Genomic DNA, 14,702 nt, shown 5'->3' with positions numbered 1-14,702 from the left:
CCCAACTGTAATTGGGTCGTCATACCAAAGTAGTGATAACAACTTGTTGCTAAAGTTACAACAGCATTCATTAGTAACGAGTTGTTATATCACCAGACGTACAGCTCTAACTCATTATTATTTGGTAACGTTATGTTTTATAAAACGATTATTTTAGTGTTGTCGCTGATTGCTGGCAACATCCCAACGTATGCTGCTATGACCATCAGTGGTACACGTGTGATATTCCCAGCGGCTCAGAAAGAAGTTAACGTACGCACGAATAATAAAGGTAAGGAGCCCGCATTAGTACAGGTCTGGGTTGATGATGGAAGTAGTAATGCCAAAATAAATAATGTCACTATTCCTTTTATTGTGACGCCGCCCGTATTTCGTGTTGAGAGCGGTAAAGGGCAAAGTGTTCGTATGATTTATAATGGTATGGCTTTGCCGCAAGATAAAGAATCGGTCTTCTGGCTTAACATGCTAGAAATACCAGTAGTGCAAAAAGACAGTGCTGATAAAAATAAATTAGAATTGGCATTTCGTACCCGAATTAAAATTTTCTATCGGCCAACAGCTTTAAATAGCAGCAGTGCAGAACAAATTGAAAAGCTGCAATGGGAATTGATTAACGATAGCCAAAAAGGTCAGGGCGTAAAAGTAACAAACTCATCGCCTTATTACTTTTCCTTTGACTCCGGCATTGTGACTGCTGGCGGGAAAAAAGTTGATCTGAAGACAGATATGCTGGCGCCACTTTCCAGTTCGGTATTTTATCCGGAGAGCAAAGTTTCAGGCATTTCTACAATGAGTTACAAGTTATTAAATGATTACGGTGCAGCGATTGATGGAAATATATCTTTTGCACAAGGTAAAGGAGTCGTTGTCAAAAAATAATAAAACGCTGCGTAGCAAGGATAAGCGTGTCGGATAGGAAACCGGAAGCTATTGCTATGAAATGGCAGGTAAGCCGTAGGGTATTAAAGGGAGCTTTTGCTCGTGAATCATTCATGTATAACGCGCTACTTAAAAAATAAAATCGATAGATTAGTGAATTTACCTTATAGAAATTCATTGGGCTTTACGTTAACAATTATAAGTACGACTTTGTTCTTACATAAGAGTGTGATAGCGGCACCATTAGTGAATGAAAATAATGAGACTGAAGTTACCGCAGTCGAGTTTAATCCTGAATTTATTCGCGGTTCAGGGATTGATGTAGCAAAATTTATGAATGAAAACCCGGTATCCCCCGGAGTTTATGATGTGATGGTTATCGTTAATGGCAAGATGAGCGGAAAGCAAAGTATTCGCTTTGAATCCGTTGCTGGCGAATCCACCGCTGAGCCTTGTTTTAAATTGGACCAGCTTGATGCAATAGGTCTGAGAATCGAACTGAATGGTTCGACCAAGATAGCGAATGACGTAAAAGAAGCAGCGAAAGATCAATGCTACAACTTAAGAGATTTAATTAAAGACAGCAGTACGCGTTATAACTCAGGGGACTTTGAACTTTCAATTACTGTCCCACAGTTTAATTTAGTGAAACATCCGCGAGGCTATATTAGCCCCAGTTTGTGGGATGCAGGGGCCGCAGTCGGTTTCCTGGATTATAACAGCAATGTTTATAGCGTTTTTAACGGTAATAGAGATGACGGGCCAAAATCGAATTCCTATAACGCCAATATTGGCTTGATTACCGGTCTCAATCTTGGTGAATGGCGGTTAAGAAAACGTCTTAATACCCGTTGGAGCAATGATGGTGGTGCGCAAACCCAGAGTTTATATGGTTTTGCGTCCACAGATGTTATCTCGCTGAAGAGTCAGCTAACTCTGGGGGATAGTGATACCCGCGGGAGTTTATTTGAAGGGTTTGGTTTACGAGGTGTTCAACTGGCATCCGATAACCGAATGTTAGCTGAAGGGATCCGAAATTACTCACCGGTTATACGGGGAGTGGCGGAAACAAACGCCAGAGTCACGGTGACTCAGCGTGGACAGACGATATATGAAACAGTCGTTACGCCAGGGGCGTTCGAGCTGGCCGATATCGGCACCATGTCCTACGGCGGTGATTTAGAAATGACGGTGACTGAATCTGATGGCCGTACCCGTAGCCAAAGAATTCCGTTTTCAGCGCCGCCGATGTTGCTTTATCAAGGGGTATCTCAGTTTGATATCGCCGCTGGCCGATTGAATGATAATTCGGTAAATGCGAATCCGACGATTGTACAAGGTGCGTATTACTACGGTCTTGGCAACACTTATACGCTGTATAGCGGAGCGCAACTGGCAGAGAATTACAGTTCGGTAGGGATCGGTAACGCATTTAATACCCAAATTGGGGGGATTTCATTTGATGTCACGCACGCAAGAAGTGAATTGAGTGATGACCGCCGTTCATCAGGTAATAGTTACAAAGTTGACTATACCAAATACGTTGGCGAGACCGATACCAACCTGACATTGGCGGCATATAGATACTCGTCCAACGGTTTTTATACTTTTAGGGAAGCGAGTCAGGATCACTACGGCAGCATAAACGCTAACAGCGCTTTTGATTCTCGTACCCGCAACCGTTTATCGGTGAGTGTTTCTCAGCGGGTCACTGACAATATGTCGCTGAACCTGAATAGTAGTTTTTATAGTTACTGGGGAGGGCAGGATGCGTCACAGCAGTATGCCGTGACCTTTAATCATTCGCTGCGTTATTTCTCTTATGCGCTGACGGCAATGCGAACCAGTAATAGCAGTTACACCGGTAGTAATGACAACAGCAGTAATAACGATTACCAAAACAGTTATATGGCGTCTATTAGCATCCCTCTGGGTGGCAGTATCGTGAAGCGACCATTGTTTAACACATTGTATTCAATGGCCAGCCGTGATGATGCAGGAAATACGCTAGTGCAGATGAATGCCAGTGGTAGCCAGGGTGATCAGAGTGAGCTGGGTTATGGTGTCGGGACGTCGTATAGCAGTGGCAATGACTCTGCAGCACGTAAGACGGTGGTCGGTAACATGAGTTACAAGACCGGAGTAGGCCAGTACGGGATGACGGCATCAGCGAGTAACAACTCATCTCGTCAGTTGTCTGCCTCGGCCAACGGTAGTTTAGTTGCTCATCAGGGAGGAGTAACTATCGGCCCACGCCTTGGCGATGCACCTTTTGCTATCGTGCATGCTGAAGGCGCTACGGGTGCTAAGTTGTTTAACGGTAACGGTGCAACAATTGATAGTCGTGGTTATGCCGTTATGCCGTCGATGACTGCATACCGTGAAAATACAGTGGCAATTGATTACAAAGAATTACCTGATTCGGTAGATGTGCTGGAGAGTCAAAAAGTAGTGGTACCGAGAACAGGAGCAATGATCCCGGTCGCGATGAAGACCATTATTGGCGCACCATTGGTTCTTATCGTCAGGGATGAAAATAAAGAGTTTCTCCCTATTGGTACGGATCTATTGGATGCAGATGGTGTGAGTCAGGGGATCGTCGGGCAAGGTGGTATGGCATTTATTCGCGGTTGGGGGACGGGTTCACAACCCCTGCAGGTCATCAGAAATGGTGGTAAAGATAAATGCCGTATTCACTCAGGCACGGAAGCAAATGCTACAGCGAAGGCAGAACGTACGCATATAACACAGTTGGAGGTGGTATGTCTTCGTGGTTAAAAAGTAATGTTGTACTGAAACTTTTATCGTTTCTGCTATTGCTGGTTGCGGCTTTTATTGCGCGTCAGCCCGCTCAGGCAGCCAGTGCATGTGCTGGGGCGGCAGATTGTAAAGTTCAGGTTTCATTTACCGGTGAGTATCTGGAAGATACCTGTGAAGTCAGTATTGATGGCGGTTCTTCTTCAGAGTCAGTTTTATTACCGACTTTGTCGACCACCGAATTAAAAATCGATAAAGCAGAAGCTGGTAAAAAGCAATTTCAAATTGCGCTGAATAAATGTCCGGTAAATAGAACAGTGTCATTACGCTTTATCGCTGCTGGCGCTACCATGCCGGATGCAACAACCGGAAATTTACAGAATGAAGTGGCTGATGATTTCAGCAAAAACGCGCAAATCAGATTAAGTAAAGCTGCAGGGCAACAAATGGTGGTTGGCGATGAAAATAGTGTACAGGAATATGTTATTTCCAGTTCTGGTGCAGATGTCACACACTATTTTTTAGCGGGTTATTATGCAAAAGGTACGAATACGGTAACCCCAGGGCAGGTTAGAACAACTGCTGGTATTGAGTTGGTTTATAAATAGGGGAGCACGTTTTAGTATCATTTTTTACATTTGATCTCTCCAATAGCGGTTCAGGAAGCTTATTTCCTGATGATTTTACAATACGTTTTGAATAAAAGGCATATATGGTTAGTAAAAGTAATTCCCAAAAATTTATCGCTCGTAACCGAGCGCCACGCGTACAGATTGAATACGATGTGGAAATATATGGTAGTGAGAAGAAGGTTGAATTGCCATTCGTCATGGGCGTGCTGGCTGATTTATCCGGTAAACCTCTTGAACCTTTACCTTCTGTAGCAGATAGAAAGCTGCTGGATATTGACATCGATAATTTCGATGAGCGTATGAAAGCAATGAAACCACGTGTTGCATTTGCTGTGAAAAATACGCTGACGGGTGAAGGCCAGTTGATGGTGGATATTACTTTTGAGAGCCTGAATGACTTTTCTCCCGATGAAATTGCCAAGAAAGTCGATTCTCTGTCTCAATTGTTAGATGCCCGTACTCAATTGGCAAACTTGCAAACCTATATGGATGGCAAGGCAGGTGCAGAGGAATTAGTAATGAAACTTCTGAAAGACAAATCATTACTGGCAACACTGGCATCCGCACCGAAAACAAAGCAATCCGCTGCTGATGCTCCACAGTAAGATTGATTAAGAAGAGAAAAACCATGTCCACTTTAGAAGCAAAAAATAAACCAGCCGCTGTTGCGACTGAATATAGCGACTTTAATTCGTTATTGACCAAAGAATTCAAGGCTAAGTCTGAGCAGACCAAAGCGGCAGTAGAAGGTGCCGTTAAAACATTGGCTGAGCAGGCGCTGGCTAACTCGGTAACTGTATCTGACGATGCTTATAAGAGCATTGCCTCAATTATTGCAGAGATCGACAGTAAATTGTCTGAGCAGATCAATTTGATCTTGCATCACCAAGAGTTTCAGTCTCTAGAAAGTGCCTGGCGTGGCCTGCACTATTTAGTGAATAACACCGAGACTGATGAGAAATTGAGATTGCGTTTTCTCGACATCTCTAAAGATGAATTACGCCGTAATATGAAGCGTTATAAAGGTGTGGCGTGGGATCAGAGCCCATTATTCAAAAAAATCTATGAAGAAGAATACGGCCAATTGGGCGGCGAACCTTATGGTTGCCTGGTGGCAGATTACTACTTTGACCATACTGCGCCTGACGTTGACCTGCTGGCTTCAATCGGTAAGGTTGCTGCATCTGCACACGTACCTTTTATCACGGGTGCTGCACCGTCCGTATTACAGATGGAATCCTGGCAAGAGCTGTCAAATCCGCGTGATTTGACCAAGATCTTCACACAGAATCTTGAGTATGCTGCCTGGAACTCACTGCGTCAGTCTGAAGACTCTCGCTATATTGGCCTGGCAATGCCGCGTTTCCTGGCGCGTCTGCCATACGGTATTCGCACTAACCCAGTAGATGCCTTCCACTTTGAAGAGACTACTGACGGCGCTGACCACGGCAAATATGTGTGGTCCAACGCGGCGTATGCCATGGCTGTTAACATCAACCGTTCATTCAAAGAATATGGTTGGTGTACCCTGATTCGTGGTGTGGAAAGTGGTGGTGTGGTGGAAGGCTTGCCATGTCATACATTCCCAACTGATGATGGTGGCATTGATATGAAGTGCCCAACAGAAATCGCTATTTCTGACCGTCGTGAAGCGGAATTGGCTAAAAATGGCTTTATTCCTCTGGTGCACAGAAAAAATACTGATTATGCGGCATTTATTGGCGCGCAATCATTGCAAAAACCTGCTGAATATTACGATTCAGATGCAACAGCTAACGCTAACTTGTCGGCGCGTTTGCCGTATCTGTTCGCCTGTTCACGTTTTGCCCATTACCTGAAATGTATCGTGCGTGACAAAATCGGCTCATTCAAAGAGCGCGATGAGATGCAACGCTGGTTGAACGATTGGGTTATGAACTATGTAGATGGTGATCCAGCAAACTCTTCTATCGAGACTAAAGCACGCCGCCCGTTGGCCGCAGCTGAAGTTATTGTTGAAGATGTTGAAGGTAACCCAGGTTATTACCAGGCTAAATTCTTCCTGCGCCCACACTTCCAATTGGAAGGTTTGACTGTATCACTGCGTATGGTTGCTAAATTACCTTCACTGAAAGATGTTGCGTAATTAAATAGATGACAACAGGGCCGAGGGTAATATTTCTCTGCGTCATGTTGAAGAATATGGAATTTACATATATTTAATTATTGTTTAGTGGAAAGTATGTGTTTTCGTGCAATGCATCGCGCGAGGCCTTACGTCATTCAAGGCATGATATTGAATGACGTTAAAAGAAGTGGTGTATACGTAAAGTATTGTAATAGTCAATAATAAACTATTTGTAATGCTTATTTTCATAGGAAAGGGATGTGTTTTCGTAAATTTATTACGTGGGCCTTCCTACGCTCGATGTTTTTCATTGAGTGAAATTAATAGAAGTGCGAGAGAGGATTATTATGTCGCAAGATATGTTTATTAAAATTGATGGTATCGAAGGCGAATCTTTAGATGCTAACCACAAAAACGAAATTCAGGTGCTGGCTTGGAAATGGGACGTTTCTCAGCACTCAAATATGCACAGTGGTTCAGGTGGCGGTTCAGGTAAAGCGACTGTTTCTGACTTCTGTTTCACGCATTATATCGATAAAGCAAGCCCGAACTTATTGAGCTATTGCTTATTGGGTAAGCATATTAAGAATATCCAATTCGTTTTGCGTAAAGCAGGTGGAGATCCACTGGAATATCTGACTATTAAATTTACCGATGTAATCATCACTCGTGTTGATATGGCCGGTTCTCTTGAAGATGAGACTCGTCCACGTGAAGAGATTCGTTTCTCATTCACCAAGATGACTCAAGACTACGTTATGCAGAATGCTGAAGGCCATAAATCTGGCGTTATTTCTGCTAACTACGATGTTAAAGCTAACCAGCAAAGCTAAGCAATGCTGTTTTAGAGCAGACATTAAACTTGCCACTCTCGGGTGGCAAGTTTTCTCAGTGACGGAGCTTTTCCGTAATAGGTCTTCACCAAGATATAGGTTTTATCCACAATAGATGTAACAGGCCTGATAGTAGCGCAGGTAATAGGCAAAATGATGAATCTGCCGGTGACTATATTATTGTGGATAAAACTTAATGTTTTTTATTTGATTAGGTTGAGTATGAAAAAAAATATCCGTTGGTTTAATCGGATTACACAATACTTTTTCGTGGCATTGGTCACGCTATTAGTCATGGCATGTAGCTCGAAGCCTCAACCTGAACCGGTTGATAAATTGGTCGTCGAACTGACTACGGCAAAAAATATCAATCCAAATGACAAAGGTGTCGCTAATCCATTAAGGATCACAGTTTATACCCTTAAGAATACGGATGAATTTAAGTCGAGTGATTTCTTCACTATTACCGAAGAGGGCACACCATCACTGAAAGAGCAGATGGAGAAAGTGTTTGACGGAATCATGCTACCAAATGAGACAAAAACAATAGAACTGACGCTAAACAGTGGGATCACTGCGATCGGCGTTGTTGCTGCTTACCGTGAAATTGAGCAGGCGGAGTGGAACGCGGTTTTTAGTCCGTTACCCAAGAAACGCGTGCAGCCCTGGTATAAAAAATGGTGGTCAGGGAAACAAAACGATCCGGTAGTCAAGGTGCGCGTTGAGCGTCTGTCAATATCAATCAAAGAAATGGACTAAGTCGTGAGAACTAACAAAGTCGTTTGGAGTGAGGGTCTTTTTCTTCGCCCGCAACTTTTTCAACAGCAAGAGCGTTATCTTGAATATTACGCTCATAAACGAGCCGCCACGATTACCCCATTCTTCTGGGGATTCGCGCAATATGAAATTGATCGCGAAGCGCTCTCCTATGGCAAGTTGGTACTGCGATCTGGCAAAGGGGTGTTACCGGACGGTACGCCTTTTGATATTCCTGGTCATGCAGAACTGCCTGAGCCACTTACCATCACACCGGATCATTTAGGCAAACTAATCTATCTGGCGGTTCCATTGCGGCTGGATAACAGTGATGAAACTATTTTTGACGAATATGACATGAGTTCATTGGCGCGTTTTTATGCCTATGAAGCAGACCTCAGTGACACTAATGCTATTCGTCAGGGGCCGAAGCCGGTGCAGCTGTCGCGGCTGCGGCTTAAATTGGTTTCTGAAAGCGAAATGACCGAATCATGGATTGGGTTGCCACTGGCTAAAGTCAGGGCGATTCAGCCTGATGGTAGCGTATTGCTGCATCTGGAAGATTACATTCCTCCAGTGACGGGATACGCAGCGAGTTCACTGCTGTCAGAGTGGCTGACCCATCTTAATGGCTTGGTCAAAATGCGTGCCGATATGTTGGCTAAACGTCTGTCAAACAGCGATGGCAAAGCCAGCGCCAGTGCGGAAATTGTCGACTACTTACTGCTGCAAATTTTTAATAAATACGAGCCAAGTCTGGATCATCTGCGCAATATCCCAGAATTGCCGCCAATCGTGCTTTATCAAGAGCTTGCCAAGTTTGCCGGTGAATTATCCACCTTTATTCGTACCAAAACGCGTCGACCGCGCCCGGCTCCAGGATATGACCACGGTAAACTCTACCCGTCAATTCGCCCATTGGTGGACGATGTGCATGAATTGCTCAACCAGATTCTGGTACGTGCGGGGCAGATGATCCCGCTGGACCCAAAAGGGAATGGCGTGTGGTCTGCCTCTGTGCTGCCTAATGAATTACGTTCGTTTTCCAATTTGGTATTGGCTGTTCATGCGCAATTGCCAATGGACGTATTGCAGCATCAATTCTCAGTACAGACCAAAATCAGTGCACCACAGCAGTTGCATGAATTGGTGCGCTCACATTTACCGGGTCTTGAATTACAGCGGTTGCCGGTTCCACCGCGGCAAATTCCGTACAGTGCGGGATACGTTTATTTCGAATTGATGAAAAGCGGGCCGTTTTGGGACAAAGTTTCCAATGCTGGGGCCATTGCACTACACGTGGCTGGCGATTTCCCTGCATTGAAAATGGAGCTCTGGGGGATTAGAGATTCATGAGTGATAGCAGTGAATTGAACCCTGGGATACCGATGCCCTCATTTGATCAAAGCAGAGATGCGGATACCAATCCGCAGGCGTTAGGCCACTTCTTGCTTGATGAGCCGGGTGTCTACACCGAGAGCACACAATCTGGTGCGGCGTTCAGCCATGAGGCTACGCGCTCACCGGGTTTTCAGCCTTATGATACCGCCCAACTTCGGGGTGAAAGTGTCCAGCAGCGCGTGGCTAAAGCGGTCGCGTCTCCCACGCCATTATTGGAGGCGGCACAGCCGTTATTGCGCGCCTTAAGCGAGATGCCACAAGAGATAGCGGATGCCTCGCAGGTTCAGATATTAAAAGAGAGCCTGAAGAACGAGATAACCCTATTTAGCGTGGTATGTGATGAAGCCGATATCTCGTGGAAGAAAATGGCGATCGTCCGCTATTGCTTGTGTACCGCGCTAGATGAAGCGGCTCACACCATGTCGTGGGGCGTCATGTCAGGTTGGTCGCAAAGCAACCTGCTAAACCATTTTGAAGGTGACAACGACGGCGGGAATAAATTTTTCCTGTTAGTCGGTCGTCTCTCAATGAGCCCACATGAATATGCGGATTGCTTAGAGGTATTGCTGAGGATTTTAGGGCTGGGTTTTGAAGGTCGTTACAGCATTATCGAAGAGGGTGACCGGCAATTAACCAAAATCCGTCAGGGATTGTTGACGCTACTGCAAAGTACCCGCGATACGGTTCCTACCGCACTTTCTCCGCATGGATTAATCGCGCATCAGTTCCGGAAACGGCGAGGGATCTTTGTTCCGGTTCGTGTGTCGATGCTGCTGTGTGGTTTCTTGATTGCGGCCACCTTTATTGGCAGTAAATATTTTCTCTCTGTACCCGAAAGCGACTTGCTGAAGAGAATGGAAGCCTTGCAACGTCCAGTTATCGTGCCACCCGTTGCAGTGCAAAAACTACGTCTGGCTATTTTGTTAAAAGACGAAATAGCGAAGCAGTTAGTGAGTGTTGATGAAACAAGCAGTAGCAGCAAAGTCATCTTCAAAGGCGACACCATGTTCCAGGTGGGTTCGGATAAAGTCCGGTCCGAAATCATGAGTGTCATTGAGCGTGTTGCGCAGGAAGTTCATCGCGTACAAGGGACGGTGCTGATTGTTGGGCATACCGACTCTATGCCGATTAACAAACCAGGTTTCCCCAATAATCTGGTGCTTTCTGAGAAACGTGCCGCCAACGTTGCACGCTTTATGGAGAAAGCGGGTATCCCGACTGACAAAATTCGGTTTGAAGGGAAAGGGGATACGCAGCCAGTCAGTAGTAATGACGATGCAGCTGGGCGCTCACAAAACCGCCGTGTAGAAATCTTTGTTAATTATTGAGATATAGAATGTCTTATTTGAATCGATTGTTTTCTGGCTGGGCCATGAAACGAATATTGCTGGTGGGCTGCTTTCTGTTACTGGCTGCCGCAATATGGTTTTTGGGGCCTTTCCTCGGATTTGGCGAGGTGCGACCGCTCGAAGGTTATGAACCCAGAATCATTTTCTTACTGCTGGCTCTGGCTCTGTTATTGGGCTTTTGGTTTAACGTGCCGCGCTTTGTTATGTTGGCAGTGGTTGCCTGCGCCGCGGTATGGGTCATTGCGCCCTTTATATTAGTAGGGGATAACCATCCGCTGGAAGACCCATTGCGTCGTGGCGCAATTATCGCTTTTATTGCCTTTATCACCATTCTTTATGGTGTGTGGCGTTTTATGCGGGCTTTAGCGCTCAACCCTGCGCTACTGGATAACTTTATCAACCCGAAGAAAGCTCAATCTGAACTTGAACCTGACCTTTCTGAAATCAATGCGGTGATTCGCAATGGCATAAATTATGTCCGCCGTATTCACAGTGGCATTCCAACCTGGAAGCGTTTTTTTGTTTCCAGCCGCTGGCGTAGCGAACTGCCTTGGTTCATGGTGCTGGGCACCAAGAGCGCCGGTAAAACCTCGCTGATCTTCTCATCAGGACAAGATTTCCCTCTGCCTGAGCAGTTGGATCGTATTGGTAAAGAAAATGCACCGACTCAGCATTGCGAATGCCTGTTCTCTAATGATGCCCTGTTTTTAGATACCGCCGGTAAGTACATTGATGACGGCAAAGAGCATCAAATTGAATGGAATGGCATCTTAAAGGCATTGAAAAAGTATCGGCCGGTCAAGGCGGTTAACGGCGTTATTGTGGCTATTTCAGTCACCGATATTTTGGGTAAAAGCAAAGCCGAGTTATTGACGCTATCGGCTACGCTACGCGCACGTCTAGATGATGTTCGTGGCGCGCTCGGTGTTCGTTTCCCGGTATATGTGACTATTACCAAACTGGATCAACTATCTGGTTTTGATGAGTATTTCCGTAATTTAACCGCCGAAGATCGCGAACAAGTTTGGGGCGTGACTTTCCCTTATAACGAGGAGAAAGGGCGCGCGGATATGGAGCTTGAGCAGCGTATCAGCACTGAGTTGGCACTGCTTGAAAATCGCATCAGCAATAACATGCATGTGCGTCAGCAAGAAGAGTATTCCGTCACTGATCGTAAAGGCATGTATGCGTTACCTCAGGATTTCAGATTATTGTCCCAACGGGTGACTGAAGTCTTGCAGAATGTATTCTTTGCTTCACGTTTTGATGAGACAAAGTTCCATACTACGTTGCGTGGGATCTATTTTATCAGCAGTTGCCAACCTGCGAATATTGGGCTGTTAAATAACAGTACCTTGGTACAGAAATGGCGCAATGTTATTAGTCATACGAAGCCTGCATCCCCGGCCTCGCTTTCTCAAAGAAGTGATGATGAAGGTCAATTGATCAGCGAAACGGCTTATGGAAAACAATATTTCCTCAAGCAGCTATTCCGCGACGTCATCACCCAAGATGGGGATTTGGTGAGCTATAACCTTAAAGTGCAATCCAAATACCGTTTCCAGAATTTGTTGGGACACATGGCTTGTATTGGGCTCGCAGTGTGGCTGGTATGGGCATTCCTGATCAGTTTCCAGCACAACGATGGCTATTTACAGGCGGTTGGCACTAAGCTCCAGACCTTAGAGGGCAGCGTTAGCCGTTATGTTAAAACCACTAATGAGCAGATGTTACCCACGTTGTTGAACGCCACTCAGCAGTTGCCTGAGTACGGTACACTGGATGTGGAAAACCCGAGTCTTGATTGGCGTTATGGTTTATACACCGGCGGTGCGGTATCTCGTGGTGCGAACAATTTGTATCAGTTTTTCCTGCAAAAATACCTCTTCCCGATGGTTGAACGTGAGGCCGAGGTCTCATTAAAAAATGCGATCAAGGGTGGCGATTCTGAAGCAGTCTATGTCGCGTTAAAACTCTATCTCATGCTGACCGATGAAGAGCATTTCGATCAGAATTATGTGGTCGATAAAGTCACTCAAGCTTGGCAAAAGAGCGGGAAAATCGAGCCTTATGAGGAGAAAGGTATTTTCGCCTCCCATTTGAATACGCTGTTCACCCAAAAAGCGTGGCGACAATATGGACAAGCGGCAGATAGCGAACTGATCAAACAGGCCAGGGCAATGCTGGCAGAAAAAACGGAGACAGCCAGACTGTGGGGGCGCGTTCAATCTAATTTACAGGCGCAAGCGCCCGCCAATCTGACATTGCGTAAAATGGTGGGTGAGAATGCGACACAGGTTTTTACCCTATCGGATGACGAATTACTACATGAAGGAGTTCCGGGGTTATATACCCACGCCGGATATCATCAGGTGGTTAAAAAAAAGCTTACGCCATTGCTGATGCAACTTCAGCAAGAAGATCGTTGGGTGATGGCTCAGCCTTTGACTTCTCCATTTGATCCTCTGGCGCTACAGCAAGATGTGTTAACCCTGTACTTGAAAGAATACACCGATTACTGGAAACGCTTCCTCTCCAGTGTGCGCCTGATTTCTGTTGATGCTGACAGTGGAGAGTATGCAGAAGGGTTATCTCTGGATATTGCGCTGCTGAGAACGCTGGTGTCAGAAAACTCGCCTTTGCTCAATTTGGCAAAGCAATCGGTGAAAGAAACGACGTTAGTTGAAACCGTAAAAGAGAAAACACTACTCGACGATATAACAATAAGAAATCAGGGTAATTTAGTTAACCAAGCTAAAAAAGTGCAGGAAAAGATCGCTTTTCGTGAGAATAAGCTGGTTCAGGAATTTGTTGATAGTCAATTCGACGGACTGCGCGTTTTTGTTAAGGGTGAACCGAGCGATGGGGAGAATAACAGTAACCTTTCTGTGATTCAGGGCACCCAGATGAGCCGGGTTATTGGTGCGTTGAACGATCAATATACTCGTCTGGTGGTGTTTAACAGCGCGTTCGAATATGGCGATATTCCTCCGATCTCTCATGGTGGGGAGCGTATCGCGATTGAGTCACAAACATGGCCGGATCCGTTTAGCAATATCATTGCTCCACTTTTAACCAGTTCATCGCAGAAGTTTGAAAATAAAGTGATTACCCACACGTCGAAGGCCATCGATATGGGGGTTGGTGAGATATGCCGCAATACCTTACAGGGGCGTTATCCCTTTGCTGATAGTCAGAAAGTAGTCAGTTTGAGTGATTTTGAGCGCTTCTTCGGCGCTGGTGGCACGGTGGACAGTTACTTTAAGAAGAACCTGGAAAGTAAAGTCGACACCAGCACCACGCCTTGGCGTTATAAGGGCAGCGCAAGCCGTGATGGTCTGGAATTTTTTGAACAGGCGGCGGTTATCCGCAATGCATTATTTAATGCCAATGAAGGCCGTAAAGTGGCTTTGGACTTCTCGGTGTCCGTGCGTTATTTAGCCCCCTCAATTACGCAATTAATCATGAATTTTGACGGGAATATTGTGCGCTATGCCCATGGCCCGGTGACGCCATCATTCTTCAAATGGCCGGGCGTTCGTCAAGGAACAATAGTGAGTTTAACCGCTCAGCGTCAACAAGCTTCAGCGATGCCCGACATCCTGCTACGTGGCCCTTGGGCATTGTTGAAATGGGCTGATAAGGCTGATGAAGTGGCACAAGATGCCAGTGGGATGCAACTTTTGACCTATGTCATGGGCAAAGATCGCGTCGTGCTGGAAGTGTCCGGTTTGACTTACGGTAATGAGAGTATCAGTGAACTGCTTAGAGGTTTCCAATGCCCGAGTGCGCTCAATGATGACATGCCTGAAGTTTGGTGATTTAACAGGAAGTTAAAGCTTACAAGACTATGGATTTGGAGGTGTGTAGGTATGGAAAATTAAGGGAATAAACCGATTCATCATGATGCACCAACCATTAAAAGTGTAATGAACACTTTGCGATATTAACCGGATATTAGGTATTAGTATGTCAAGGACAATAAAGT

10 protein-coding genes are annotated in these 14,702 nt (G+C 45.5%); all 10 read left to right on the top strand.

Translation table 11 applies throughout. From position 1 onward, the window contains the following. Window positions 1-132: 132 nt before the first annotated feature. A complete protein-coding gene (locus ACF3VQ_RS13160) occupies window positions 133-879 on the top strand; it encodes a fimbria/pilus periplasmic chaperone (RefSeq protein ID WP_392431430.1) in 747 nt (248 codons plus the stop codon). Between the two features lie 102 nt (window positions 880-981). Beyond that, window positions 982-3,657 carry a fimbria/pilus outer membrane usher protein gene (locus ACF3VQ_RS13155; protein WP_392431428.1) on the top strand — a complete coding sequence of 892 codons (2,676 nt, stop codon included), beginning with the start codon at window positions 982-984 and terminating at the stop codon, window positions 3,655-3,657. After that, on the top strand, window positions 3,642-4,244 hold the full coding sequence (locus ACF3VQ_RS13150; RefSeq protein WP_392431426.1) for a fimbrial protein: 603 nt from the start codon (window positions 3,642-3,644) through the stop codon (window positions 4,242-4,244). The genes ACF3VQ_RS13155 and ACF3VQ_RS13150 overlap by 16 nt, the downstream gene beginning before the upstream one ends. Before the next feature lie 104 nt (window positions 4,245-4,348). Then, a complete protein-coding gene (gene tssB / locus ACF3VQ_RS13145; RefSeq protein WP_005157572.1) occupies window positions 4,349-4,873 on the top strand; it encodes a type VI secretion system contractile sheath small subunit in 525 nt (174 codons plus the stop codon). A 23-nt stretch (window positions 4,874-4,896) separates the two neighbouring features. Further along, on the top strand, window positions 4,897-6,393 hold the full coding sequence (gene tssC, locus ACF3VQ_RS13140) for a type VI secretion system contractile sheath large subunit (RefSeq protein ID WP_392431424.1): 1,497 nt from the start codon (window positions 4,897-4,899) through the stop codon (window positions 6,391-6,393). Between the two features lie 329 nt (window positions 6,394-6,722). After that, on the top strand, window positions 6,723-7,208 hold the full coding sequence (locus ACF3VQ_RS13135; RefSeq protein ID WP_013649664.1) for an Hcp family type VI secretion system effector: 486 nt from the start codon (window positions 6,723-6,725) through the stop codon (window positions 7,206-7,208). Window positions 7,209-7,430: 222 nt separating this feature from the next. Continuing rightward, the gene (gene tssJ / locus ACF3VQ_RS13130) at window positions 7,431-7,967 is read left to right on the top strand and encodes a type VI secretion system lipoprotein TssJ (protein WP_392431422.1); all 537 of its coding nucleotides are present in this window, start codon (window positions 7,431-7,433) and stop codon (window positions 7,965-7,967) included. A 3-nt stretch (window positions 7,968-7,970) separates the two neighbouring features. Further along, a complete protein-coding gene (tssK, locus tag ACF3VQ_RS13125) occupies window positions 7,971-9,320 on the top strand; it encodes a type VI secretion system baseplate subunit TssK (RefSeq protein ID WP_005157555.1) in 1,350 nt (449 codons plus the stop codon). Continuing rightward, a complete protein-coding gene (gene tssL / locus ACF3VQ_RS13120; protein WP_392431419.1) occupies window positions 9,317-10,693 on the top strand; it encodes a type VI secretion system protein TssL, long form in 1,377 nt (458 codons plus the stop codon). The genes tssK and tssL overlap by 4 nt, the downstream gene beginning before the upstream one ends. Before the next feature lie 8 nt (window positions 10,694-10,701). Further along, the gene (tssM, locus tag ACF3VQ_RS13115; RefSeq protein WP_392431417.1) at window positions 10,702-14,535 is read left to right on the top strand and encodes a type VI secretion system membrane subunit TssM; all 3,834 of its coding nucleotides are present in this window, start codon (window positions 10,702-10,704) and stop codon (window positions 14,533-14,535) included. The last annotated feature ends 167 nt before the right edge of the window (window positions 14,536-14,702 follow it).

This window comes from Yersinia fenwicki, assembly GCF_043099325.1.
Classification (GTDB): Bacteria; Pseudomonadota; Gammaproteobacteria; order Enterobacterales; family Enterobacteriaceae; genus Yersinia.
This window is presented reverse-complemented; position numbering and strand designations above follow the sequence as displayed.